17 protein-coding genes are annotated in these 26,625 nt (G+C 44.7%); 12 read left to right on the forward strand and 5 right to left on the reverse strand.

The features are described from left to right. The first annotated feature begins 777 nt into the window (after nt 1-777). Nucleotides 778-2,322, forward strand: coding sequence for an MFS transporter (locus tag X939_RS0111510; RefSeq protein ID WP_198034394.1), 1,545 nt, complete (start codon nt 778-780; stop codon nt 2,320-2,322). Nucleotides 2,323-2,374: 52 nt separating this feature from the next. On the opposite strand, the gene xylA is transcribed toward X939_RS0111510, so the two are convergent. The 3 genes from xylA to X939_RS0111525 all read right to left on the reverse strand — a co-directional run bounded on the left by xylA (nt 2,375) and on the right by X939_RS0111525 (nt 6,598). Continuing rightward, a complete protein-coding gene (gene xylA, locus X939_RS0111515) occupies nt 2,375-3,703 on the reverse strand; it encodes a xylose isomerase (protein WP_025763423.1) in 1,329 nt (442 codons plus the stop codon). Nucleotides 3,704-3,919: 216 nt separating this feature from the next. Then, nucleotides 3,920-6,037, reverse strand: a complete 2,118-nt coding sequence (locus X939_RS0111520) for a peptidylprolyl isomerase (RefSeq protein WP_025763424.1) — start codon at nt 6,035-6,037, stop codon at nt 3,920-3,922. Nucleotides 6,038-6,172: 135 nt separating this feature from the next. Beyond that, a complete protein-coding gene (locus X939_RS0111525; protein WP_025763425.1) occupies nt 6,173-6,598 on the reverse strand; it encodes a hypothetical protein in 426 nt (141 codons plus the stop codon). 202 nt (nt 6,599-6,800) lie between these two features. Here X939_RS0111525 and X939_RS0111530 point away from each other — a divergent pair, with 202 nt between their 5' ends. Next, nucleotides 6,801-7,103 carry an SCP2 sterol-binding domain-containing protein gene (locus X939_RS0111530; protein ID WP_025763426.1) on the forward strand — a complete coding sequence of 101 codons (303 nt, stop codon included), beginning with the start codon at nt 6,801-6,803 and terminating at the stop codon, nt 7,101-7,103. Between the two features lie 55 nt (nt 7,104-7,158). Here X939_RS0111530 and X939_RS0111535 read toward each other — a convergent pair whose 3' ends face one another. Continuing rightward, nucleotides 7,159-7,878: a pyridoxine 5'-phosphate synthase gene (locus X939_RS0111535; protein WP_025763427.1), complete on the reverse strand. Its 720-nt coding sequence runs from the start codon at nt 7,876-7,878 to the stop codon at nt 7,159-7,161. A 153-nt stretch (nt 7,879-8,031) separates the two neighbouring features. Here X939_RS0111535 and X939_RS0111540 point away from each other — a divergent pair, with 153 nt between their 5' ends. The 6 genes from X939_RS0111540 (at nt 8,032) to nadB (ending at nt 14,688) form a co-directional block, all read left to right on the forward strand. Continuing rightward, nucleotides 8,032-8,481 carry a GatB/YqeY domain-containing protein gene (locus tag X939_RS0111540; protein WP_025763428.1) on the forward strand — a complete coding sequence of 150 codons (450 nt, stop codon included), beginning with the start codon at nt 8,032-8,034 and terminating at the stop codon, nt 8,479-8,481. After that, nucleotides 8,478-9,056 (forward strand): CvpA family protein, encoded by a 579-nt coding sequence (locus X939_RS0111545; RefSeq protein WP_025763429.1) that lies wholly within the window; start codon nt 8,478-8,480, stop codon nt 9,054-9,056. The genes X939_RS0111540 and X939_RS0111545 overlap by 4 nt, the downstream gene beginning before the upstream one ends. Before the next feature lie 68 nt (nt 9,057-9,124). After that, complete coding sequence (rlmN, locus tag X939_RS0111550; protein WP_025763430.1) at nt 9,125-10,180, forward strand: dual-specificity RNA methyltransferase RlmN; 1,056 nt, start codon at nt 9,125-9,127, stop codon at nt 10,178-10,180. A 197-nt stretch (nt 10,181-10,377) separates the two neighbouring features. Beyond that, nucleotides 10,378-11,799, forward strand: coding sequence for an inorganic phosphate transporter (locus X939_RS0111555; protein WP_025763431.1), 1,422 nt, complete (start codon nt 10,378-10,380; stop codon nt 11,797-11,799). A gap of 258 nt (nt 11,800-12,057) precedes the next feature. Further along, nucleotides 12,058-13,053, forward strand: coding sequence for a quinolinate synthase NadA (gene nadA, locus X939_RS0111560; RefSeq protein WP_025763432.1), 996 nt, complete (start codon nt 12,058-12,060; stop codon nt 13,051-13,053). A gap of 45 nt (nt 13,054-13,098) precedes the next feature. Next, a complete protein-coding gene (gene nadB / locus X939_RS0111565; protein WP_025763433.1) occupies nt 13,099-14,688 on the forward strand; it encodes an L-aspartate oxidase in 1,590 nt (529 codons plus the stop codon). A gap of 116 nt (nt 14,689-14,804) precedes the next feature. Here the strand turns inward: nadB and X939_RS22370 are convergent, their stop codons facing one another. After that, the gene (locus X939_RS22370; RefSeq protein WP_044198942.1) at nt 14,805-16,133 is read right to left on the reverse strand and encodes a vanadium-dependent haloperoxidase; all 1,329 of its coding nucleotides are present in this window, start codon (nt 16,131-16,133) and stop codon (nt 14,805-14,807) included. A 548-nt stretch (nt 16,134-16,681) separates the two neighbouring features. On the opposite strand from X939_RS22370, the gene X939_RS0111575 reads away from it, so the two are divergent. From X939_RS0111575 to X939_RS0111590, 4 genes are all read left to right on the forward strand, one after another. Then, nucleotides 16,682-19,945 carry a SusC/RagA family TonB-linked outer membrane protein gene (locus tag X939_RS0111575; RefSeq protein ID WP_025763434.1) on the forward strand — a complete coding sequence of 1,088 codons (3,264 nt, stop codon included), beginning with the start codon at nt 16,682-16,684 and terminating at the stop codon, nt 19,943-19,945. Between the two features lie 11 nt (nt 19,946-19,956). Further along, nucleotides 19,957-21,855 carry a RagB/SusD family nutrient uptake outer membrane protein gene (locus X939_RS0111580; protein ID WP_025763435.1) on the forward strand — a complete coding sequence of 633 codons (1,899 nt, stop codon included), beginning with the start codon at nt 19,957-19,959 and terminating at the stop codon, nt 21,853-21,855. A gap of 82 nt (nt 21,856-21,937) precedes the next feature. After that, entirely contained in the window at nt 21,938-25,303 is a 3,366-nt protein-coding gene (locus X939_RS0111585; RefSeq protein ID WP_025763436.1) for a VCBS repeat-containing protein, read from the forward strand. Then, on the forward strand, nt 25,300-26,616 hold the full coding sequence (locus X939_RS0111590) for a vanadium-dependent haloperoxidase (RefSeq protein ID WP_044198943.1): 1,317 nt from the start codon (nt 25,300-25,302) through the stop codon (nt 26,614-26,616). Before X939_RS0111585 ends, X939_RS0111590 begins: the two co-directional genes overlap by 4 nt. The last annotated feature ends 9 nt before the right edge of the window (nt 26,617-26,625 follow it).

The following is a 26,625-nucleotide window of genomic DNA, read 5'->3' on the forward strand; positions in this document are numbered from 1 at the left end:
GCGAGCGATATGCTGGGATATCCCGTCGCCATAGGGATACTCTTTGAAAGATCAGATCCCGGGTATAAAAAGAGTCATTCACCTAAACGACGCCTGCCTAAAATGCAGGCCCAGCCAGATACACATGTGAGCATGTATGTCCGGCTGAGGCCCCAGTAAAATAGGAGATAGACCTGTGTACTAGTGTATGTAGTAGCTGCCTGAAGTTCAAGCGGTGACAGGGCGTCGTAATCTTTAAAATGAGTACTTGGGAATGAATCCCTAGTACTGGCTGATGTATTCTTTTTTTCATAAGGGTTCTGTTACTGTTATGGGATATACAGATACGATGCAGTCCGGTTCGAAACTGCCCTTACGTTGAGTAGAGGTGATGAGCTGGCCCATGCCTAGGTCTTTGATTACAAGTCCTTTGCCGGCTTACTAATCCAGGGTTTATCTGAAGAAACGTTGAGTGAGTATGCGTAATTTCGGTTCTGAATCAAACGACTATAAAATAGGCTGTCCTATTTCGTAGCATTTGATGAGAACTGATCAGGCCTTCCTATACATCAATATTAAACATTCTAAGGACAAACCGTAAAGTTTCTATAAAGAAACTTTATTAAACTTATTAAACGGTAAGAAATTTATTGAAATAGCTAACCGTTTTCGATTAAATGTAGAAGTATATTGCAGATGAAATTTCTTCGGAGAGCTGACATTAATGCAAATTGTTTTTTTGAATAAAACAATGTTATTTTTGGGAATATCTAATTTCCTTCATCAACATATTTTTCCATGGCAACAACATCATCTGCATCCAAAGTTGAAATGGACCTGAAGCCTCGCCTAAGCTTTTGGCAAATTTGGAACATGAGTTTCGGCTTCCTGGGTATACAATTCGGTTTTGCCCTTCAGAACGCCAATGTAAGTCGTATATTCGAAACACTTGGGGCAGAAGTAGACGATATCCCCATTCTCTGGGTAGCGGCGCCATTAACAGGTCTTATTATTCAGCCCATTATTGGATATTTTAGCGATCGCACCTGGACCCGGCTGGGCCGTAGACGTCCCTATTTTTTGGCGGGTGCTCTTTTGGCCTCTATTTCCCTTTTGATGATGCCCAATTCTCCAGCACTCTGGTTCGCTGCCGGCACGCTTTGGCTCCTCGATGCCTCTATCAATATTTCAATGGAACCATTCCGGGCCTTTGTGGGTGATAACCTCCCTTCCCGCCAGCGTACAGCGGGCTTTGCCATGCAGAGCTTTTTTATAGGTACAGGAGCCATCATAGCCTCTTCCTTGCCTTATATTTTCAGCAATTGGCTCGACATTTCCAATCAGGCCGCTCCAGGCATTATTCCTGACTCAGTAAAATGGTCCTTTTACATCGGGGGAGTAGTTTTTTTACTAGCAGTGATCTGGACCATTCTTCGTTCTAAGGAATACAGCCCAGATGAGCTGGCCAATTTTGCCATTCAGGAAGGTCGGCAGGTCGAAGAGGAAGTAGTTACTATAAGCGCGGTCGATCGCTCCATTTTTCAAAAAAGAGGACTCATTCTTTCTTTATCTGGAGTATTATTTACCACTTTTCTGGCTTTCAAGGATCTCCATAAGGAACTTTATATATTCTCCCTTGGATTGCTTGTGCTTGGCATCCTGTACTTTGTAGCTACCTATTATGCAAAAACTGTTAAAACTCCTTCTGCCTTTGTAACCATAATGTTAGACATTCAACGTATGCCTATTACGATGAAACATCTTTCATGGGTGCAGTTTTTTTCCTGGTTCTCCCTTTTTTCTATGTGGATCTATATGACCCCCGCCGTGACCAGCCATTTGTATGGCAGCGCCGATCCTACTAGTAAGGCCTATAATGATGGAGCCGACTGGGTGGGCCTGTGCATGGGAGTCTATAATGGCGTGGCTGCGGTGGTGGCTTTTCTGATTCCCATAATTGCGAGCCGGACCAGCCGTAAAATTACCCATGCGCTTTGCCTGCTAGCTGGAGGACTGGCTTTACTATCCATCTATCTGCTTCCTAACCCCGACTTACTAATGTTGACCATGGTAGGAATAGGGATTGCCTGGGCATCTATTCTTTCGGTACCCTATGCCATGTTGGCTGGCGCCTTACCTCCTCATAAAATGGGGTATTTTATGGGCTTGTTCAACTTCTTTATTGTGCTTCCTCAAATTGTAGCCGCGGCCCTGTTGGGCTTCCTGATTCAGACATTTTTTAATGGAGAGCCTATCTTCGCCCTGGTAATAGGAGGGGCCTCCATGTGCCTGGCCGCAGCACTTACCTTAAGAGTGGAAGATGTAGATGAAATGCAGGGATAAAAAAACAGGGGCCTCCTCGTGGAAGCCCCTGTTGAATACCTCTTATGAGCTATTATAAAAAGCGATTGATCATATTTTCAAGATATTCCTGACGACCCGAGATCATGGCAGGTTCGCCATTTGCAGCGGCATGGTCGAACAGATTCTCCAGACTCAAACCACCTTTCTCGAAGGAGGCTCCCTGACCTGCGTCGAAGCTCGCATAGCGATCCTTACGGATTTTATCATATTCTCCATTAGTTCTGATGGAATCGGCGATCACCAAGGCGCGGGCAACGGTGTCTATACCGCCGATATGAGCATGGAAGAGGTCTTCTGCATCAGTGGAATTTCTTCGGATTTTTGCATCAAAATTTATGCCTCCACCCTGAAGCCCATTCGCTTCTAGAATGATTAACATAGATTTGGTCCATTCCGTCAGATCGATTGGGAATTGATCCGTATCCCATCCGTTTTGGTAATCTCCACGATTGGCATCGATAGAGCCTAACAGACCAGCATCGGCTGCTACCTGCAGCTCGTGCTCGAATGTATGGCCCGCAAGAGTAGCATGATTTACCTCCAAATTTAATGAGAAATCAGCCAGAAGATCGTGCTGACGAAGGAAGCCAATTACCGTTGCAGCGTCGTAATCGTATTGATGCTTGGTAGGCTCACAGGGTTTAGGCTCTATAAAGAATTTACCCTTGAATCCGTTGGCCCGGCCGTAGGCCACGGCCATCTTCAGCATTTGCGCAAAGTGCTCCTGCTCACGTTTCATATTGGTATTCAATAGAGACATATACCCCTCTCTTCCTCCCCAGAATACATAATTTTCTCCGCCCAGAGCGATGGTGGCATCTAAGGCCATTTTGATCTGCGCCCCTGCGTGTGCCACCACATTGAAATCCGGATTGGTTGCCGCCCCATTCATATAACGATGGTGACTGAAAAGATTTGCAGTGCCCCATAGTAACTTGGTTCCAGAAGCCTTTTGCTTTTCTGACAAATAGGCTGTCAGAGTTTGAAGTCTGTTCTCATTCTCCTTTACGTCACTACCATAATCAACCACATCCACATCATGGAAACAGTAATAGGGAAGGCCTAGCTTGGTAATAAATTCGAAAGCAGCGTCGGCTTTGTCTTTGGCCCGGTCTACGGCTTCCGCTTTTTTATCCCAGGGGAAAAATTGGGTGGGCCCTCCAAAAGGGTCACTTCCGTTTCCACAGAAGCTGTGCCAATAGGCTACCGCAAAACGCAAATGCTCCTTCATGGTCTTACCTGCAATTACGCGGTTTTCGTCATACCAGCGGTAAGCCAGTGGATTGTCACTTGATGGACCCTCATAGGCGATTTTTCCTATGCCCTTAAAATACTCCTGTTCTCCTATTAGAATGCTCATTACTTGGTAGTTTAATGAATATGGTTTATTATTCCTTCCTGATCATTACTCATGGCAACGATGAATCTCTGATACATTAAGTGTATTATTGACAGTTTATACTGCAATACTATAAATAATTTCGGAAATACGAATGTTTTATTTTGAAAAAAAACAAATTTAAACGAAAAAAAGGGGATGAATGATTCATCCCCTTTTTTCAAACTAGCGAGTTGATTAGAAGAATTTGGCTCTTCTATCTTTAATTTTTGCGTTGTCACGGATCGCCTCATTAACTAGGTACGGTGTACGACCTTCAAGCGACTGGGTAAGCTGCGTTTTATATTGAGTATAGTCGGCAATTTGGGGTGCTTCAGTTTTGCTGACAAGCTCCATAATGAATACGCCGTTTTCTCCGGTGAAGACATCAGATTTGCTGCCTGGCTTCAGACCAAAGGCTTTGCCCAGAGCAATGGGGTCGAAACCAGCGCTGGTCAGGAAGCCTGTGGCCAGGGTGATGTCGGTTGCCGACTCTACCAGTGCACCAGCTCCATATTTTTTGGCGATGGCCTCTAGATCGCCCGTGGCGCCCTTCAGCTTAGCGGTGATTTGCTCGGCCTTAATCTGGTTACGAACCTTAGTCGTAAGCTCATCTCTAAAGTCATCTACTTTCACTTTGTCCGCATCCGATTTTCCGGTTAGGATCGCTACGACATACTGATCTTCTGTTTCGAATACAGGAGACACGCTATTCAATTTTGTATTTTCGTTGAATGCCCAGCGAACGATTTCACGACCATTTTGTATGGCATTAACGTTAGTAGCAGTTTCAGGGATTCGGTTAGCAGTTGCCATAACCAGTTCCTTATTTTTCGCTACTTCTTTATTAAACTCCTCTTTATTTTTCACATTATTGACAAACTCATCTGCCTTACGGTAGGCTTCGTCACGTGTGCTTTGACTTGGAGCGATGGTCTTTCCAATAGTTGCCAATCGGTACAAGGTATTGGAACGAGGATCGGTTACCTTGATGATATGGTATCCAAATTGGCTTTCTACAAGTCTGTTAACCAAACCTGGAGAAGACATTGAGAACACTGCTTCTTCAAAGGGCTTCACCATAGCACCATTATTCTGGAAGTATCCCAGGTCCCCACCTCTCTGAGCCGAACCAGGATCGGCACTGGTAGTCGCTGCCAGTGCTTCAAAGTTGGCTCCTGCTCTGATTTGTGCTAATATACCTTCCGCTTTTGTCTTGGCAGCTGCCTTGGCAGAGTCCGACTGATTTTCGGCTCTAATAAGGATGTGGCTAGCACGGGCAGTGGAAACACTGTCCTTTTTCGTGCCTCCATATTTATAGATAAAATAGGTGTTCTCTTCGCGGTAAGGACCAAATACGCCGCCCGGAACGAAGGTTTTAATCGCTTCTTTCAATTGGTCCGACATATTAGCCATCGACATATAAGTAGGCAGATTAATATCTGAATTCATGCTAGCGAAAGCAGAATCATTTTCGGCAGTGGCCAATCCACGCGCCAGATTCTTAATTTCGCTATAAAGAGCAGCACTATCGTCTTTGGCAGGTTGAACAGGGAAAGTGATGTATTCGATAGAACGGGTATCAGAGCCCTTATATTCGTCGCGGTGCTCGCTTAGGTAACTTTCAAGCTGGGCATCAGTAACTTTGATGGTCGTATCTACTACAGAGAAATAGGGTACGTAAAGGTAATTTACGGTAGCCTTGGTAGTCTGTGCCATATATTCTCTTTCAGCCTGTGCCTTGGGGGTATAGGTAGACAGTCGGATCAGATTCTCGTATTTCGTACGCAGGCGCTCTTCTTTAAGATTATCTTCAAAACTTGCCCAGGCTCTTTGTTGCTCTATGGGTAAGGTTTTTAAATTTTTCAGATAATTGATGACGGCATTTTTGTCAAACTGACCGGTTGTCGGGTCAGCGAAGGCCTGCTGAATAGAAGGGCTCAGATGATTTCCCTGCACCATGTCCACCAGCTCCTGATCGGTAACAGTTAGTCCTAGGTCATCAAATTCTTTTTTGTAAGCGATATCAACAATAAATTGATTCCATGCCTGATCGCGTAGCGAGGCGAGCTCATTTTCTCCAAGGCTGCGGCCCGTCTGAGCCTCATAATTTTGGCGGAATACATCGACCCGACTTTGGAAATCCTTAATATTAATATCCTTTCCGGCGATTTCTCCTACAGATTGATTATTACTCCCTGCAAGGAAGGAATTGGGGCCCATCAGGTCACCACCCACCATGAAAAGTATTAAACTGATCGCTACTACTGTGACTGCAACACCAGACTTTTCTCGAATTTTGTTAATAATTGCCATTTCTTGTTTTCAAATTAGACCCGCAAAATAAAATCTTTTCTGTGTGGAATCCAAGGAGTAATGTGATTTTGGACGAACATTAAGACCCATTTCGACGGGAGGGAGGTTGTATATAGTTAAATTAAGTAGTCGCTATCAGGCTAAATGTTTCAGATTCAGAGAATAAAGGATGGCCATAATCAAACTCATCATGACTCCGGCCACAGCGGTGATGATTCCCATCCAGCTGCCGATGAGCAATATAGGCCCAAGAAATGCCACTCCTATACCAGCCCAGTACAGATAATAGCCTCTTTTTTGCAAATTCCACATTAAATAGGCTGCAAAGAGCGAAATAGATTCGAATATTATCAGGATGATGGCACTGGTTTGCATGTTTTGGCGTGTAGTCTGTGCCAGAATGCCATCGAACATATTTTCCATCATGGTCAATTGCTCCCCTTCCGCCTGGGTTTCGAGTTTTTCCCGAACGGCTTCAAATGTCTCTCTGGTGGTTTCGGCTACGACTCCGGGGCTCCAAAGGCGCTCAGATTGGGTCCATAGCCCGGTTAAGCCGCTCATAAAAGTAAAATAACAAAGAACAGTTAAGAAAAAGGGCCTTGGTTTTGGTTCAGACATAAGGAATTGAAATTGTAATTTTAAGTAGGCAAAATTTGCGTATTTACTCGAAAACACCAAGTGCATTTGAATATTCTTGCCCGCAAGACTACATTTGTGAACATAAACTAAGGAATCATTTCAAAATAATTATTTCAATATAAATATGAGCCTACAGACCTTAACCGATCGCATAAAAGTGATACTTGGAGATAGCAACGACCTTGACGCCATTATTAAATTCAAGACAGACGAAGGCAGTGTGTATATTAATGGTAAGGCCCAGCCACATGAAGTAAGCAATGCCGATGGCGATGCGGACTGTACCTTCGATGTATCTGTGAAAAATGCACTGAAACTCATGGATGGTGATCTTAATCCCATGATGGCGCTGATGTCGGGTAAGCTGAAAATAGAAGGTGATATGGGTGTAGCGATGGGTATTGCCCAGAAGTTTGGCGGAAAATAGGTATTCAGGGAGCAGTAAGCCCCAAGGGGATAACTTAGCTGCTCCCTGTTTTTGCCTATACCTGCGTTTCCCGAAGGTACATTTGAATGGTATTTTCCAGACCTAAATAAAGCGCATCGGCCACCAATGCATGGCCTATCGACACTTCATCGAGCCAGGGGATCGACTGGCAGAGAAATTTCAGATTGTCAAGGCTAAGATCGTGGCCAGCATTCAGGCCCAGGCCCACTTCCCGGGCAACTTCGGCCGCTTCTATAAACGGGAGGATGGCCCTTTGGCGATTTTCGAAATAACCTTCTGCATATGGCTCTGTATATAGCTCCACCCGGTCAGCTCCGCATAATTTGGCCCCTTCTACCATATGAGGATCGGCATCTACAAATACCGAGACTCTAATACTGGCTTCTTTAAATATACTGATCAATTCGGTTAGTTCAGGGCGATGGCGTATGGTATTCCATCCGGCATTGGAGGTGACGGCCTGTAGCGTGTCCGGAACGAGGGTGACCTGGTCGGGTCGATTGGCTAATACCAAATCCACAAACTTTTTTTCCTGAGGGTTACCTTCTATATTAAATTCGGTTGTTAAAACTTCCTTCAGATCGTAGACGTCCTGATAGCGGATATGGCGCTCATCGGGACGGGGGTGAACCGTGATGCCCTGAGCACCAAATCGTTCACAATCCAGGGCAACCTTGATTACGTTCGGGTTATCTCCACCGCGGGAATTGCGCAGGGTAGCAATTTTGTTGATGTTGACGCTAAGACGGGTCATGAGGCCTTGATGTTAGTGTAAAGATGCATTTTAATACTAAAATCCCACCGTGAGTCGGGTTTTAGATCGTTTCGTGTAACTTTGTTACTTAGATTACAAATTTAGTACGCAAGTAGTCTAAATTTACGGATTTATTCACATTAATTGATGATCATGTCATTAAAAAGTCAGGTAGAAGCAGGTATCAAAGATGCCATGCGTGCCAAAAACCAAGATACCCTTCGCGCACTTCGGGCCATAAAGTCCTTGATCCTATTGGAGGAAACCAAAGGAGGAAGCAATGGAGAGCTGTCGGCCGACGACGAAATTAAGCTCCTTACCAAAGCCGCTAAACAAAGACGAGAATCTGCAGAAATTTATAAAACACAAAATCGTGCGGACCTGCTGGAAAAGGAAGAGGCGGAACTTGCTATCATAGAGCAGTTTTTGCCTAAGCAGCTTTCGGAGCAAGAGGTAGAAGCGCGCCTGAAAGAAATAATTGCCCAAGTTGGTGCCACCGGTCCGGCAGATATGGGGAAAGTAATGGGCGTGGCCACCAAGGCATTGGCGGGTGTTGCCGAGGGACGTCTGGTTTCAGCGACTGTAAAGCGTTTGCTGGCATGAAATTAGTGGATGTTGTCATCCTTTTACCTTTACTTTGGGGAGCCTTGCATGGCTATCGCAAAGGATTATTAATCGAGATCATTGGCATCGCCGGAATGGTGGTGGCAATGGTTCTGGGTTTTAAATTTCTGGGTTTAGGCATGGAGATGCTTTCCCCTTACCTGGGTGATACTTTCGCCCGACGGATACTGCCTTATATCGGTTTTTCCATTATATTTTTCCCTACAATATTTCTTCTTAATCAATTTGGTTATGCCATTCGTAAGTCCTTGCGCTTTTCTATTTTAGGAATGTTCGATCGCTTTGCCGGTGCGCTGGTAGGAATTTTTACCTGGGTTTTTGGGCTTAGTGTTTTCTTTTGGCTGGTCAATCTTATCGGTATCGACATCCCGGAACATCGCACCTCTGAAACCTACCTCTATCCTTTGGTGGTTCCGGTAGCCCCCAAATTGATCGATAAAGCCATGGAATGGATGCCCAGGGGTACAGAGTTGATTAAGGAATGGAAGTCGGAATATCTGGACGAAAAGGAAAACAATACCCCGGCCAGGGATCTCGATGCCCGGGTAGAATAGCATTATTTACGGTGAATTTCAGTACCTTTGTCCCTTCAAAATACAATAGGAAAAGGAAAGAAAATAGGATGAGCAGCGACAAGGAGAAAATGGATATCAGAAAGCTTGGTCCCGACCAACTAAAAAGCTGGATGACAGAGCATGGAGAAAAGGCTTTCAGGGCGAAACAGGTCTATGAATGGCTCTGGAAAAAATCGGCCCTCGCTTTCGACGAAATGACGAACCTTTCTCTCGCTACCAGAGCATTGCTCAAAGAACACTTTGTAATCAACGGGATTACTACTGCCAAATGTCAGCAAAGTAATGATGGTACCATTAAGTCCGCTTTCCGGTTATTCGACAGCCACCTGGTAGAAGGTGTGCTTATTCCAGCAAGCGACCGTATGACGGCCTGTGTGAGTAGTCAGGTAGGTTGTTCCTTAACCTGTAAGTTCTGCGCCACAGGATATATGGAGCGCAAACGTAACTTGGATGCCTCAGAGATATACGACCAGGTAGTGGCCATTGCCCGCCAGGCCGAAGGTAGCTTCTCCCATCCGCTGACCAATATCGTTTATATGGGCATGGGTGAGCCCTTGCTCAATTATGCCAATGTGCTCAAGTCTATAGAGTTAATAACTTCCCCGGAAGGGCTCAATATGTCGCCCAAACGTATTACCGTATCGACAGCGGGAATAGCAAAAATGATAACTAAGCTGGGTGATGATGAGGTGCGCTTTCGTCTTGCCCTGTCACTCCATGCCGCCAATGATGAAAAAAGAAATCAGATTATGCCCATCAATGAGTCAAATTCCTTGGATAATCTGGCCGTAGCCCTTAATCATTTTTATAAAAAAACGGGCAATAGGATTACTTTTGAATATATCGTTTTTAATAATTTCAATGACACACTGCAGGACGCTCAAGAGCTGTGGGAATTTACCAAACGTGTACCAGCCCGAGTGAATATCATCGAATACAATCCTATTTCAGAGGCTGATTTTAAAAATACAGAAGCAGATAAGCTGGATAAATTTGCCGCTTTCCTTGAGAATAGAGGCGTATCAGTCCATGTACGGCGGAGTAGGGGGAAGGATATAGATGCCGCTTGCGGCCAGCTTGCTAACAAGGAATTGGCTTCCTAGTGGCCTAGATTTTAATGATTTCTACCCGTATAGTTAACAATTTCTTAACATTGGTGCCGTAAACTGTCCGTAATTTTGACCCTAGCTTATATATTAATTCTCCGTAGCCTCATCCCGGAAAAGGATGTTCGTCACATAGAAATAATACAATTTTGTAATGCACGTTAATCACTTTTACCACTTTATCACAGATTTCTATGTTTGGTCTTGAAACCGACATCTTTCTTCTCCTTGCTTTTAGCATATTAGCCGCATGTGCCTTCGAGTTTGTAAATGGATTTCATGATACGGCCAATGCAGTTGCCACCGTCATTTACACCAATTCCCTGAAGCCCAATGTTGCCGTTGTATGGTCGGGATTTATGAACTTTTTAGGCGTTTTCTTCGGGGGGATTGCGGTGGCTATGGGGATCGTTAATCTGCTTCCTGTAGAACTGCTTATCGACCAGAATGTTTACCATAGTGTGGCCATGATATTTGCCCTGCTGTTCAGTGCCATTATCTGGAATCTCGGGACCTGGTATTTCGGCTTACCTAGTTCAAGCTCTCACACCTTAATTGGTTCGATTTTAGGAGTAGGCTTGGCCTTTACTTTTATGCCCGAAAATGGCGGTGGGGTTGGTGTCAACTGGTCTAAGGCCAAAGAATTATTTATATCGCTGCTCACTTCTCCAATTTTTGGTTTCGCCTTAGCTATTATCCTTATGTTTCTTTTGCGACGGCTTCTTTCCAAGGCGCTGAGAGATGTGGTATTCAGTGAGCCTAAGAAAAATCAACCCCCTCCTTTCTGGATCCGGGGAATATTGATAGCCACCTGCACCTTGGTAAGTTTTTTCCATGGCTCCAACGATGGTCAAAAAGGTGTAGGACTCGTAATGTTGATCCTGATCGGTATTGTGCCGGCTCAGTTTGCCCTTGACAACAGCAAGGACCCAGCAACTATGAAGACCGAGCTTCGCGAAATTGAAGCCGTGGTGGGACGTATCGATACGACCCTAATTTCTGCAACGAATCGTCAGACGGTCAACACCATGAATGCCGAGTTTATCAATCTGGAAAACCTGATTGCCAAACCGATGGTGGATCATAAAATGGCTGAAGGAGATCGTATGGAAGCACGCCGCGCACTTTTACTGATCAGCCGCGGATCTAAAACCTTATTAGAAGATGGTGATGTAAATCTGAGTGTGGCCGATAAGGCGTTTTTGAAGAAGCAGGCTGTCAGTGAAAGTGGGATACGCCGCTATACCGATTATGCTCCGGGATGGGTTATCTTGATGATATCGCTTTCTCTGGGCCTTGGTACCATGGTAGGTTGGAAACGTATCGTAGTTACAATCGGGGAGAAAATAGGGAAGCAGCACTTGACTTATGCGCAGGGTGCATCGGCAGAGCTTGTTGCGGCCAGTACCATTGGTGTCTCTTCTTACCTGGGTCTACCTGTAAGCACCACCCATGTTTTGTCTTCTGGTATAGCCGGTTCGATGGTTGCGAGTAAGGGAGTTAAAAACCTTCAGGCCGGCACCATCCGTAATATTGCCATTGCATGGATTCTTACCCTACCCGTTACCATGTTTCTTTCGGGAACGCTATATGCTTTTTTCCGTTGGATTTTATAATAAAGTTACAAACGGCCTGATAGGCCAGAAAATAGATTAACGCTGGCTGGCGCTTCCTTTCTTAAGAAGGAATTTGCCAGCCATTTTTTATGGTTTCTTAGATCGGGCAGCTCTATACGTTCTCGATTTATATGTATTTTTGTATTAAATAGATCAGAATTTAGGGGCGAATACCAAGGTTTTTGTTTTTAACCGGGTTATTATCGTAATTAGAATCGGATTTTGAAATCTTAATTAAAGCCATTTATTCCTTTAAGAATGACAACCATCGAAGAACAGGTAAGCCGCTATGGCTTTGTGACAGAAAAAATTGGGGAGGATATCGATCTGATAGCGGAGATTAACAGACTGAAAAAAGAAAAAAATGCAGTCATATTGGCGCATTACTATGTCGATGGAGCCATTCAGGATCTGGCGGATTATATAGGGGATAGCCTGGGGCTTTCTCAGCAAGCAGCCGCCACAGAAGCCGATATGATTTTGTTTTGTGGGGTGCATTTTATGGGTGAAACAGCAAAAATTTTAAGCCCCAACAAAAAAGTTGTGATCCCAGATCTCAATGCAGGATGTTCTCTGGCCGACTCGGCCCCTGCCGATAAATTTGCCGAATTTAAAGCGCGCTACCCCGACCATCTGGTAATCAGCTATATCAACTGTTCGGCCGAAATAAAGGCTCTGACAGATATTGTTTGCACCTCATCTAATGCTCTACAGATTGTCAACAGCTTACCCAAGGACCAGAAAATCATTTTTGCTCCAGATGCCAATTTGGGTAGATATGTTGCACAAAAAACGGGTCGTGAGATGGTGCTATGGGATGGAGCCTGTATTGTACATATCGATATTTCCCGTGAAAAGCTGGCCAAATTAAGGGAGGAAAATCCGGATGCAGTCTTAATTGCACACCCGGAGTGTAAGGAAGATATTTTGCTGCAAGCCGATTTTGTAAGTTCCACCACCGGACTCCTGAAATTTGTCAAGGAGTCGGAGCATCAAAAGTTTATTGTAGCCACTGAGGCTGGAATCCTACATAAAATGAAAGAATCAGTTCCAGGCAAGAAACTTATTCCTGCCCCGGGATCGGACAATAATACTTGCGCCTGCTCTGAATGTCCCTATATGAAAATGAATACTTTGGAGAAAGTGTATAATGCACTGCGTTTTGAACAACCCGAAATTCAGGTTCCAGAGGATATTCGTCTCAAGGCCTATGGCTCCCTGGAGCGAATGCTCGAGCTAAGCAAAGGAATCTAGGTGCCTGTTTCCGATATATAAGATTTTTGACATCAATACTTTTTCATGCCTCAGTTCGATTTCCTTGTAATTGGGTCCGGCATTGCCGGACTTAGCTACGCTGCCAAACTAGCCCGTCATTTTGAGCAGGCGGAGCAGGACATTTCCATTGCTGTTATTACCAAGGTCCAGGCCGACGAAACCAATACAAAATATGCTCAAGGTGGCATAGCCGTGGTATGGGACGAATCCGACAGTTTTGAAAAACATATTAATGATACGATGGATGCCGGCGACGGGATCAATAAAAAAGAAGTCGTAGAGATTGTTGTCAAAGAAGCTCCTGAACGAATTATGGAGCTGATAGAATATGGTACCCGGTTCGATAGGGAGCATGACGGGGCCTATGACCTGGCCAAAGAAGGGGGGCACTCCGATCACCGCATCCTGCATTTTAAGGATATAACAGGCGCTGAGATAGAGCGGGCATTATTGGAAGAGGTCGAGCGCCACAAAAATATCGAAATTTTTACTCATTACTATGCGGTAGAGCTCATCACTCAGCACCAGCTGGGGGCTACTATCTATCGGTATCACGATGATATCAGATGTTTTGGTGCCTATGTCCTGAACAGAAAAACAGGGCAGGTCGAAAAATTCCTCGCAAAAACTACCATGTTGGCTACGGGGGGCATTGGCAATATTTATCAGAGTACGACCAATCCTACCATCGCAACCGGGGATGGAATCGCTATGGCGTATCGATCCAAAGGTATCTGCGACAATATGGAGTTTATCCAGTTCCATCCGACTAGTCTATATCAACAGGGTAAAAAGCCCTCTTTCCTGATCTCGGAGGCAGTACGGGGATTTGGAGGCATACTCAAGCATGAGGATGGAAGTACTTTTATGGAACATTACGATGACCGCCTGTCGCTGGCACCCCGAGACATCGTGGCCAGAGCAATTGATTCCGAAATGAAGATAAATGGTGTCGATCATGTCTATCTGGATGTTCGCCATTGCGATTATGAAAAATTCTTGGAGCATTTTCCTAATATTACTCAGTACTGTCTCGATCTGGGAATCGATGTCCGAAAGGATATGATTCCCGTGGTGCCGGCTCAGCATTATATGTGCGGGGGCATACGGGTCGACGAATTTGGCAGAACTAATATCAATTTCTTGTATGCTGTGGGCGAATGCGCCTGCACGGGTTTGCATGGTGCCAATCGTTTGGCCTCCAATTCTCTTCTCGAGGCTGTAGTCTTCGGTCATCGGGCATATGAGAGTGCCGTCTCGAATTTTGACAAGGCCATTATTCCTCCCGGAATACCCGAATGGGACGACTCCGGCACTACCCACCCTGAGGAGCAAGTACTCGTTACGGAAATGACAAGGGAATTAAATAGCATTATGTCCAATTATGTGGGTATTGTCCGAACCGACCGTCGTATGAAACGTGCCTATGACCGGTTAGAATTGCTCCATAAAGAGCATGAAGAGCTTTATAAGGAGTCCAAGGTCTCTGTACCCATTTGTGAATTGCGTAATATGATTAATGTGGCCTATTTAGTGATAAAAATGGCCATGGCACGCAGAGAAAATATTGGGCTGCACTATAACAGCGACCACGTGAAGTCGGCGACTGCTTAGGGTGTTGTATATTGATTACCTCTTAGGGTTCATAGTAATTACATTGTTTTGGAACAGTTCTCTGGAGGTAGTACGGAAGTCTAATCTGCCATATAAATCACCTCCGTACTCCCCAGCTATTTCCTAGTAATAGCGGTCTTTAGAACGTGATGCCCAATTTTCTCTCCTAACCGTGTTCCTTCCTCCACGCCATCGCGGAAGTGGATCCCGCCATATACTCTGCTCATAGAGGCGTCCCAATAGGCTTCTTCAAAGGATTTGAAAGATTTTACACCATGGCCATATTTCTTTTCGGTCGTATCGGTAAAGGCAACATTATCACCCAATAATTGGGTCAACACCACGCCGCAGGCTGCAGAAATGGCACTGTGTCCACTCACATATTCAGGGAAAGCTGGTGTTTCCAAATAGGGTCTCCATGCCGGATCCCAGCCATTATTAATAACCGTTTCAGGGCGGATACGAACACTGCGGTACTTTTCATCCCAGCAGGACACAAATCCATCGTAAAGGGCCAGGGACCCCAAGGCGTATACCTCAGCAGCGTGAATTAGATCTAAATTTTTGTCAGTAGCCACCGTTCTCGCAATGGCAAGCCAATGACCGGGAGGGGTCATTTTTTTATTAGCAAACATAGCATGGCCTACCACATTGGTCACGAAAGCATTATCGTCCCAGAAGTAGGCGGTGGCCCGTTGTTCTTCGGTAAGGTTATTGCTGATTTCGTAAACTTCCATACATAGCTCCATGAATTTACTATTCTTATTCAAGTCATATTTGGCCGGGGGTGGACAGGTAAACTGCTGTGCAGAGTCCAAGGTGAATGTCCGAACGGTATTCCATTTCGGTTCGCAAGCATCCGCATAGGCGGGGGGCGTGGGTACCCAAGTTCCAGGCTCGTTGGTAACCGTATAGCGGTACCCTCGTATTTCCTTGTAATTGTCCTTATTGGCATAAGCCAATACATGTGCAGCTATCTGATCGCCATATTCTATCGAACGTTTATATACATCGGAAGGTATTCCCATTTGCTTGTATTTCTCGAGTATATCCTTTTGGTAGTCTTCCCACATATCTTCAGAGAAGGTTAAAGTTTTACCTACGGACATTAACGCCTGGATACTGGCTAGGGGAAAACAATATATTTCATTGGGATCGGGTGGGGCTGGGGTACTATAATCGATGAGCTGTCCTCCTAACGACTGAAATCCGTCATATCCGGGTACAAGGGCTTCATAAGCAGCCAAGGAGGCATATCCATAAATGCGACTCGCTACTGGAGGCTTAAATATATCGTGAATAATAACGTCAGTAAGGTGTGTCACCGTTTGGTGGAGGTATGCCGGGTCTGAAGCTTTTGCATTGTACTCTTCTGGAGCGGTTTCTGGAGCACAACTCCAAATAAATATAAAAGCCAATGAAAGGCCGAGTAGGGTTAATTTCATGATACTATATTGTCATTCGTCGATCTAAGTGATTAGCAAATATACACATTTTTATCGAGAGATTCCGGCTCATTTTGGCAGGGTATTGTTCTATGTTACCTATGTAAAATTAAATATTATTTTCCCGGAATAAAGCAATTTCGGCATGTACCTAACGGGCAGATTTCAAGGAGATTGTCTCCTATCTAATAGTGCTTAAACTCAATTCGGAGCATTCACAAGAATGGGCTGGCGAAGGGATGAGTTTGGTTAAAACCTATAATATTTTAAAATTATTCAATATTCTTACGACTTAAATATTACAATTTTAATAACTTTGTGGAATTGGGAAGGGGTATGTGTATGATTCACACATCATATATATGCCTCCTTAAATCTTTTCAATCATTGGTATAATTAACCTACTTAAATATCAAAAAGTATGATAGAGCTCTCCTGTATTCCCGGCAATGTGACATGATTGTTTTTCTGCTTCATTTTGAATTTTTTGCTCGGTAGCATTATGCCAATATTTTACCTATTTCTTATCATTATTTAACAAACACTCTATGAGAATTACTACTCGATGGTCGGGCCGAGAGCGCTCCCGGTTCGTTTTTTCTCTTTTACTAGCCCTGACGACGGCTTTTGGTGCGATGGCCCAGAAGAGCGTAACAGGAACAGTGAAGGACAACAAAGGTCTGGCACTGCCCGGTGTCAGTGTGGTTGTGCAAGGAACAACCTCTGGTACGGTGACCGACATGGACGGGAAGTACACCGTTAGCATGCCGGATGGAAGCAACATGTTGGTTTTTTCCTTTATTGGATACATGACGCAGGAGGTTACCGTAGGAAATAGAAGTAATATCAATATTACCCTATTAGACGATACCAAAGCACTGGAAGAGGTGGTGGTTGTAGGTTATGGCACTGCCAAGAAAGCTACTTTGACTGGTTCGGTCACGGCAGTGAAAGGCGCTGACCTGGCAAAAGCTCCTGCTACTAACCTTTCCAATTCTTTGGGTGGTCGTTTACCTGGCATCTCGGCAGTACAGGCCAGTGGTGAACCTGGCTATGATGGCTCCGCAATTCGTATACGTGGTACCAACTCCCTAGGGAACAGCGACGCCTTAATTGTTGTAGATGGTGTTCCTAACCGTTCTGGTGGTTTGGATCGCATCAATCCAGCAGATATTGAAAGTGTATCGGTCTTAAAAGATGCGGCTGCAGCGATTTATGGTTCACGGGCTGGTAACGGGGTTATCCTGATTACCACTAAACGAGGTAAAGCGGGTAAGCCACAGATATCATACGATATCAATATGGGACTTTCACAACCCACCAGAACACCTAAAATGGCGAATGCTTATGAGTATTCGATCATCCGTAACGAATTGCAGATTTATGATAACCTTCCGGTGGATCAATGGAAAGCTGCATATGATGCCTTTCAGGGTTCAGGGGTTTACCAGCGTACTGATAAGGATGCGCAGCTCGTAGCCAATTATAAGCAGGAAGATCTGCAGAAATACCAGGATGGGAGCAGCCCGCTTACCCACCCTAATACGGATTGGTATGACACAGTTCTACGCAAATGGGCCCCTCAGCAGCGCCATAATGTTCAGGTTACAGGGGGTGGAGAAAATACCCAGTTTTTGGCTTCCCTGGGTTATATCAAGCAGGACGGTATTTATAATAATAGTGCAACTGGCTATAACCAGTATGACATGCGCTTAAACTTGGATACTAAAATTAACAAGTATGTAAAGGCCAATATGGGTGTTGTTTTACGGGAGGAATTCCGTCATTTCCCCAGCGGCGGAAACTCTGCAGGGAGTATTTTCCGTATGCTGATGCGGGGTAAGCCCAATGAGATCGCTCAGTGGCCCAATGGACTGCCCGGACCCGATATTGAGAACGGTCAGAACCCGGTTTTAACAACTACTAACACTACTGGGTATAATAACGACAAGCGGGATTATATCCAAACCAATGGTGGACTGGAGATATTAATCCCAGGTGTACCAGGATTGAAGGTGAACGCGATGGCAGCCGTTGATAAACAGATTCGTAAGCAGAAAAACTGGGAGACTCCTTGGACACTATATTACTGGGATAAGAAAAGTTATGAGGCTGATAAGGTAACTCCTATATTAACTGGTTCGGTTCGGTCTACTTTTAGTGATCCCCGGCTAACTGAAACTTTTTCTCAGGAACTATCCATACAGCTAACTGGACAGGTTTCTTATGAAAAAACATTGGGCAATCATAATTTCAATGTTATGGGAGGTATTCAGCGTGAGAAAGTCGATGCCGATGGCTTTTTTGCCTATAGAAGATACTTTATCTCTCCGGTGGTAGATCAGTTGTTTGCTGGCGGTACTGCCGAGCAAAACCTAGGAAATGCCAATGGAGGAACCAATCCATTATATAATCGAGCTCGGTTGAGTTATTTTGGTCGTGCAGGCTATAACTTTAAAGAAAAGTATCTTGCTGAATTTTTATGGAGAGTCGATGGTTCATATGTATTCCCTAAAGAAGGCCGTTTCGGCTTCTTCCCCGGTGTTTCTGCTGGGTGGAGAGTTTCGGAAGAAGATTTCTGGAAGAACAACATCAATGTTGTCAAGAATGTGAAGCTTAGAGGCTCCTGGGGGCAAATGGGTGCTGAGCCTTATTTCCTGGGAACAGAAACTTTGGCAGAGTATCAGTATCTGTCCACTATGGGCTTTGGATCATACGTGATCAACGATCAGGTTGCTAAAACACTCTTGGAGTCGCGAGTGGCCAATAACAGCTTTACTTGGGAAGTAGCTAATAATACCAACTTTGGTATCGAAGGGACCTTTTTGAATGATAAGATGGCCTTTGAATTCGACTATTTCATCAATAATCGTTCAAATATTTTGATCCCTAAAACAGGATCTACTCCTTCATCGGCTGGAATAGATGGTAAGTTACCTCCTCAAAACCTGGGTAAACTTCAGAACAAAGGATGGGAGTTTAAGTTGAGCTACGACTCTAACATTGAGGACTTTACCTATTCGGTCGGGGTGAATGGGGGATATGCCAAAAATGAAATCAAATTCTGGGACGAAACTCCTGGTGCTCCAAGCTACCAGAGAACAACGGGTATGCCCTACAATTCATTCCTGGTATATCAATATGACGGTGTTTTCAAAGACCAGGCCGAAATCGATGCTAATACCTTGGACTATAGTGGGATAACACAAACCTTACGTCCTGGAGACATGAAGTTTAAGGATGTAGGTGGTCCTAAGGATGCCAATGGTAATAATGTACCAGACGGTAAAATCACTGCCGATGACCGCATCCGTACCGAAAAGGTACAACGCCCATGGTTCACCTATGGTATTACTGCCTATATGTCGTATAAAAACTTCGATTTGTCGTTATTGTTCCAAGGAGCGGCGGGTGGTCTGCAGATCATTGGCTTGACAGAGTCGGGAGACATCGGTAACTATCTGAAGTATGCCTATGACAACCGTTGGACCATCGACAACCCAAGCAGTGTAGATCCACGTCTTACAAACCGAAGCAACGCCTACTATACCAATATGAATCAGGCTGGTATTAACAACTACTGGTTGAAGAAGAACGATTATCTACGTTTGAAAAATATAGAGCTTGGTTACAACCTGCCAACGGATATAGGAAGCAAAATGGGTATGAGCAACTTCCGTATTTATGTGAACGGGCTGAACTTGCTAACCTTTGATAAAATCAAGGTTTGGGATCCAGAGTCCACCTCTAATAACGGAGTATTTTACCCACAATCCAGGGTGATCAATGCAGGTATACGTGTCGCATTTTAAAGAATTAGCATATGAAATTGAATTATAAAAAAATAAGTAAAATGCTGGCCGTCGTGGTGGTGTCTAGTATTGGAATTACTGCCTGTAGTACCGATTTTCTGGACGTAACACCGCCGACAGAAATTCCGAGCTCGGAAGTTTGGGGTGATGGAGCGTTGTCTGAGGGCTTTGTAACCGGAATCTACGCCGGACTTCAACAAGGTGGATTTAGTGAGCAAATGCTTGCTTCTCTTTCCGACGAAGCCGTTTTTACCCATACCGGTCGTAACATCAACACGGTAAATGAAGGTAGCTTGAGCCCTTCCAACTTAGGATGGGTAGATGCCACCTATGGCTGGAGCCAGATGTATCAGTATATCCGTGCTACTAACATTGCCATTAACAACCTACCTAAGGCAACATTTACCGATCAAGGTTTGAAAGATCGTCTGATGGGAGAAGCTCTTTTTCTCCGAGCATACTATTACCAGCAATTGGTGCGCTATTACGGTGCTGTTCCACTGATCTCGAAAGTATACGAGTTGAACGAAGATTATTCGGTAACGCGTAATACCTATGATGAATGTATTAAGTTCATTATAAAGGATCTGGATGAGGCGGCTACACTTCTGGAGGGAAAAACCCTTCCAAAAGGCAGAACGAACAAGGTTGCTGCTCTAGCCCTCAAGTCCCGTGTATTGCTTTATGCGGCCAGTGATTTACATGATATCCCTACGGCAAAAACAAAATCTGCTTTGATTTCAGGCTATGGAAATCCTGAGTTTTTAGGCTATCTTTCAGGGGATCGTAAGGCACGCTGGCAGGCTGCATTGGATGCTTCTAAAGCGGCACTTACCGCTGGAAATGGGGGTTATATGCTTAACTTGACAGCACCTGTGTCTGCGGCCGAGGGGAAGAAAAACTATATTTCTATTTCCATGGGTGGAGGTAGCAAAGATAAGGATGTAGATGCTTCGGCAGCTAGTGAAATAATTTTCGGTAAATACTTCTCTCCGAACCTGACCAGCGATAATGGTCGCCGACATGGTCTCGATAACGGACCGAACGGTTATCACAACTGGGCAGGTAATACTCCGCTGGGACTTTTGGTGGACGATTACGAAATGATGGACGGAACCAAGTTTAGTTGGACTAATCCGGTACACGCAGCAGCCCCTTATGTGAACCGTGACCCACGTTTTTATGCTTCTATCTTGTACGATGCTGCCGATTGGAAGCCTAGGGATAAGATATCAGGTAATGTGGATCCTGCGAATCAGATTCAGACCGGGGCCTATGATCTGCTGGATGGAGATGGAAAGTTGATTAACCGCAAAGGTTTGGATACACGTCAGAGCTCAATTGAAGATTGGAATGGTAGTCGTACTGGATATTATCAACGCAAATTTATTGATCCTAATCCAGATATCGTTGAGAACAAGGATCGTCAGGATATCCCTTGGCCCTTTATTCGCTATACTGAGGTAGTATTCAATGCTATTGAGGCCTATATCGAGTTAGGACAAGATGCCGAGGCTTTGGCGTGGCTGAATAAAATCCGCTTTAGAGCGGGTATGCCTGCCATCAAAGCTACGGGACAGGCGCTTCGTGAGGCCTATCGCCAGGAAAAGCGTATTGAAATGGCTTACGAGGAGCAGCGCTACCACGATGCACGACGCTGGATGATCGCTCCATCAACCCTGGGACGCAGCCTTACCTATATATCTGTTACAGGTAAATTCAAATCCGGGAAATCCATGAAAGAGCCTTACCATTATGATAAGACCGTTTATGACTACAGTTATGTTCCGGTAACCGAAAAGGCTCATGAGAATCGTACGTGGGTCGATAAAATGTATTTCCGCCCCTTTAGCCGGGATGAAATTAATCGCAATGCAAGCTTAAAACAAAACCCAGGCTACGATCAATAATTGATATTAGCTTATTGATTAAGTTTGTAGGAACTATGCTTTCAACCGAAAGCATAGTTCCTTTTCTTTTTTTGGATTCTCTATGAAAACACTTTACTTCAAAATTTGCCTTCTTTGTTGTTTCGCCTTCCTATATGGCTGCGGAGGGCCTTCAGAAGATGATAAAACCTCTCATGGGGATGGCCCTGCCATTTTTCATCTACTAAGCGCTCAGGAAACGAACATCAATTTTGCCAATACCCTTACCGAAGGGGTCAATACAAATGTATTGATGTACGAATATTTTTATAATGGCGGAGGTGTAGCAATTGGCGATCTAAATGGGGACGGGCTGGAAGATATTTATTTCACAGCCAATATGGTTGCTAATAAATTATATCTCAATAAAGGGCAGTTACGCTTCGAAGACATCACAGCTCAATCTGGTGCCAGCGGTCGGGACAAACCTTGGAAAACTGGTGTGACCATGGCAGATGTTAACGGAGATGGCAAGCTCGACATATTCGTGTGCTATTCGGGTACTGTTTCTCAGGAAAGTCTTAAAAATCAACTTTTTATCAATCAAGGTAATACACCTGACGGCATACCTACCTTTATTGACAAGGCGGCTGCTTATGGTTTGGATCGACCCAACACGACAACCCAGGCAGCATTTTTCGATTATGATCGGGATGGCGACCTCGATTTGGTGGTCCTAAACCATAATCCTAAGGCTTTGCCTATTCTTGATGAAGCAAGTACGGAAGAATTATTAAAGAATGAAGACACCTCTGCCGGAGTCCGTCTCTATCGTCAGGATATGGTTAATGGCCTACCGCAATTCCTGGATATTACTCAGAAGGCAGGTATTAGCAGCTCAGCGCTTACCTATGGCCTCGGAATTGGAATTGCAGACATCAATCAGGATGGATGGCAGGATATGTATATATCCAACGATTATGCAGTTCCCGATTTTCTATACATCAATAACGGAAACGGAACCTTTACCGATCAGACAGATAGAGCAATTGGTCATACCTCCCATTCATCGATGGGCAATGATATTGCCGATATAAATAATGACGGCCTCGCCGATATCTTTACGCTTGATATGCTTCCGGAAGATAACCGTCGCCAAAAACTTTTGTCAGGCCTGGATAATTATGAGCTCTATGACTTCAACGTCAATATTGGTTTTCGCCATCAGACCATGCGAAACATGCTGCAGCTGAATCAGGGCTGGGACAAAAAAGGTCTGCCTGTATTTTCGGAAATAGGTCAACTTTCTGGGATCTCTAATACCGATTGGTCATGGGCTCCTCTTTTTGCCGATTATGACAACGATGGCTATAAAGACCTATTCGTTACCAATGGCTATCTCCGCGATTACACCAATATGGATTTCTTAAAATACATGGGGGATAATCTGAATCAAAAGGCCGGTAAGGTTAACAGGGAAGATGTTTTGAAGCTAGTGTACCAAATGCCCTCCTCCAATATAAACAACTATCTGTATCGAAATCAGGGTGACCTTACATTTAAGAATGTAGTAGGTCAATGGGGCATGGGACAGGCTTCTACCAGTGGAGGGGCTGCCTATGCCGATTTAGATAATGATGGTGATCTGGATTTGGTGGTGAATAATATCAATGCTCCGGCCTTTGTGTTTCGAAATGATTCAGATCGGAGTGGTACGGCAAATTATTTAAGCGTTAAACTAATAGGGGCTGGGAAAAATACGGCAGGTTTAGGTGCTAAGGTCCAGCTGTTTCAGGGAAATAAACAGCAATACCTGGAACAAATGCCTACCCGGGGATACCAGTCTAGCGTTTCACCTATATTACATTTTGGCTTAGGTACATTCACAACGATAGATTCTGTGGTGGTGACCTGGCTTTCTGGAAAGCGACAAATTGTGAAGTCACCCAAAATCAATCAGAGAATCGAATTGATGGAAAAGGACGCTTTGAACTCCGTCCTACCAAAATTAGCTTCTCCTAGCTATTTTTCTGAGGTGAAAGCCCCTATCCAATACAAGGATGCTACCCCAGTTGGGAATGACTTTAAACGTCAGCCTTTGATGGTGAACCCCATTTCATTCTCCGGGCCATGTATGGTTAAAGGAGATCTGAATGGGGACGGTATCGATGACCTTTTCGTCGGTGGAGCTGCAGGAACAGCCGCCCAGCTTTTTATGGGTATTAAGGGGGGATTGGCAGCCAAGTCAGTACCAGCTTTTTTGGCCGACCAGAAAAGTCAGGATACGGATGCGGTATTTTTCGATGCCAATGGAGATGGACATAATGATCTATTGGTCACCAGTGGAGGTTATGGAAACTTCTTACCAGAGGATCCTCTTTTGCAAAGTCGATTGTATCTGAATGATGGCAAGGGAAATCTAACTAAAAAAGTTGATGGTCTTCCTGTCATGCGCACCAGTATCAGCTGTGTTCGGGTATTGGACGTCAACCTGGACGGCAAATCAGATCTGTTTTTGGGTGGGCGAGTAGTGCCGGGCCGGTATCCGGAATCTCCTAGGAGCTTTATCTTGATTAATGATGGAAATGGAAAGTTTTCGGATCGGACAAGAAGTTTAGCCCCAGGGCTGGAGCGTATCGGTATGGTTACAGACGCAGCAGTGGCCGATCTTAATGGCGACAATACGGCAGAGTTGGTGCTGGTAGGAGAATGGATGCCAGTAACAGTAATGTCCATTGACAATGGGAAGCTCGTGAATAAAACAAAGGAATATTTTGATATTCCTTATAAGGGATGGTGGAATAAACTCTTGGTCCAAGATGTGAATGCAGACGGAAAGGCCGATCTGCTGGTTGGAAATATGGGGCTTAACACGCAATGTAAGGCCAGTAATGAGCAGCCTGTCAGTATGTTATATAAAGATTTTGATGATAACGGCTCTGTAGATCCCATCTTAAGCTTTTACATTCAGGATAAATCCTATCCATATGTAACCAGAGACGAGTTGCTAGACCAGCTCAGTATAATGCGTACGCGCTTTCAAGACTATAAGGGGTATGCCGAAGCAGGAATCTCCGATATATTTACAGAGGACGAATTAGAAGGAGCTAAGACATTGGAAGCTAACCGACTTCAGACCACTCTGTTCCTGGGTCGTGAAAAGGGTAAGTTTGCCATCCAGGACCTGCCAATTCAAGCCCAGACTTCTCCGGTTTATACCCTTACGAGTCTGGATTACAATCAGGATGGTCATCTAGATTTGCTGCTTTGTGGTAATTCTGAAAGGGCCCGTCTACGTTTTGGCAAGTATGATGCCAATTATGGAGTATTGTTAGCTGGTGATGGAAAAGGGGGATACCGTTATGTTCCCCAATCCAAATCTGGATTTCAGATCAGGGGCGATGTCAGAAGTGTACTCAAATGGGATAACCTCTTGCTAATTGGCAGAAATCAGAAGGCTCTTATGGCCTATAAAATGGAAAAGGAATGAACATCAAAAAATATATAAGCTTGCTGTTGTTGATGGTTTTGTATGGATGTCAGCAATCGGAAACTGACTCCAAAACATTAGCAGCTAGCGATATTGGAAAGGTTACAAGGGCGATGACAGATCTGATGATTCAAGATGTCACTAATCCGCCTTTGGCAGGGCGTTTTTTTGCCTATGCCGCTCTGGCGGGCTATGAAGTGGTGGCCCTCAACGATACCGCCTATCACTCGATGTACGGATTGCTCAACGATTTCCCCCAGATTGTTCCGCCACATCCCGAGGCTAACTATTCGGTGTCCCTTTCAGCTGCCTTGGCCATGTTACAAACCGCAGCCAAGATGCAACCATCAGGGGCTAAGCTATTAGACTTTCAGAATTCCTTACTCGATTCCTTAAAAACGGAAGGGTTTAGTCAGGCTATTCTCGATGGGTCAGTAGACTATGCTGCTTCGATCAGTAAGCAAATATTAGCCTACGCCAAAGACGACCGGTACAACCAGATCAGTAACTACCCGCGATATGCCCCTAAGGGAGCGAAAGGGAGCTGGTATCCTACACCTCCTGGTTATTTCCCTCCCGTGGAGCCGTACTTTAATACCATTCGAACCTTTGTATTGGATTCGGCGGCTCAGTTTAAGCCCATCCCTCCTGTAGCTTTTTCGGAAGATAAAAAGTCGGATTTTTATAAAATGATGTTAGTGAATTACCAGGATAAGCTGAACGAAGAGAAGAAGTTGATCGCTGCCTTTTGGGATTGCAACCCTTTTGCTTTAGCTAATAATGGGCATTTAATGGTGGGGATGAAAAAAATATCCCCTGGAGCGCATTGGATAGGGATTACTGACATCGCTTGTCAGCAAGCCAATGTCGATTTTTTCCGGGCCATGCAGATTACCATGACGGTATCAGTGGGCATGATGGATGCTTTCGTAGCCTGTTGGGACGAGAAATATCGTAGCGATCGCATTCGTCCGGAAACAGCTATCCGTAAATATATCGATCCTACCTGGACGCCTTTCTTGCAGACTCCTCCATTTCCGGAGTATCTGAGTGGCCATTCGGTCGTTTCGGCGGCAGAAGCGGTGATTCTTACTCATTTTTTTGGCGATAACTTTGCCTATACCGACACGGTCGAGGAGCGTTTCGGACTTCCTGCCAGAGATTTTACCTCCTTCCGACAAGCATCTCAGGAGGCCGCTATTTCACGTTTTTATGGTGGAATTCATTATATGGATGCTATAGATGTTGGTGTAGACCAAGGCACTAAAGTCGGACAGTGGGTCATAGAAAGACTCCGGAAAGCTAATATTTAAGGTTACTCC

Origin of the sequence: Dyadobacter tibetensis Y620-1 (assembly GCF_000566685.1) — a bacterium.
Classification (GTDB): Bacteria; Bacteroidota; Bacteroidia; order Cytophagales; family Spirosomataceae; genus Dyadobacter; species Dyadobacter tibetensis.

Coding starts and splice junctions, on each gene's coding strand:
- X939_RS0111510 (WP_198034394.1), top strand. CDS start 778: ATGGCAACAACATCATCTGCATCCAAAGTTGAAATGGACCTGAAGCCT.
- xylA (WP_025763423.1), bottom strand. CDS start 3,703: ATGAGCATTCTAATAGGAGAACAGGAGTATTTTAAGGGCATAGGAAAA.
- X939_RS0111520 (WP_025763424.1), bottom strand. CDS start 6,037: ATGGCAATTATTAACAAAATTCGAGAAAAGTCTGGTGTTGCAGTCACA.
- X939_RS0111525 (WP_025763425.1), bottom strand. CDS start 6,598: ATGAGCGGCTTAACCGGGCTATGGACCCAATCTGAGCGCCTTTGGAGC.
- X939_RS0111530 (WP_025763426.1), top strand. CDS start 6,801: ATGAGCCTACAGACCTTAACCGATCGCATAAAAGTGATACTTGGAGAT.
- X939_RS0111535 (WP_025763427.1), bottom strand. CDS start 7,878: ATGACCCGTCTTAGCGTCAACATCAACAAAATTGCTACCCTGCGCAAT.
- X939_RS0111540 (WP_025763428.1), top strand. CDS start 8,032: ATGTCATTAAAAAGTCAGGTAGAAGCAGGTATCAAAGATGCCATGCGT.
- X939_RS0111545 (WP_025763429.1), top strand. CDS start 8,478: ATGAAATTAGTGGATGTTGTCATCCTTTTACCTTTACTTTGGGGAGCC.
- rlmN (WP_025763430.1), top strand. CDS start 9,125: ATGAGCAGCGACAAGGAGAAAATGGATATCAGAAAGCTTGGTCCCGAC.
- X939_RS0111555 (WP_025763431.1), top strand. CDS start 10,378: ATGTTTGGTCTTGAAACCGACATCTTTCTTCTCCTTGCTTTTAGCATA.
- nadA (WP_025763432.1), top strand. CDS start 12,058: ATGACAACCATCGAAGAACAGGTAAGCCGCTATGGCTTTGTGACAGAA.
- nadB (WP_025763433.1), top strand. CDS start 13,099: ATGCCTCAGTTCGATTTCCTTGTAATTGGGTCCGGCATTGCCGGACTT.
- X939_RS22370 (WP_044198942.1), bottom strand. CDS start 16,133: ATGAAATTAACCCTACTCGGCCTTTCATTGGCTTTTATATTTATTTGG.
- X939_RS0111575 (WP_025763434.1), top strand. CDS start 16,682: ATGAGAATTACTACTCGATGGTCGGGCCGAGAGCGCTCCCGGTTCGTT.
- X939_RS0111580 (WP_025763435.1), top strand. CDS start 19,957: ATGAAATTGAATTATAAAAAAATAAGTAAAATGCTGGCCGTCGTGGTG.
- X939_RS0111585 (WP_025763436.1), top strand. CDS start 21,938: ATGAAAACACTTTACTTCAAAATTTGCCTTCTTTGTTGTTTCGCCTTC.
- X939_RS0111590 (WP_044198943.1), top strand. CDS start 25,300: ATGAACATCAAAAAATATATAAGCTTGCTGTTGTTGATGGTTTTGTAT.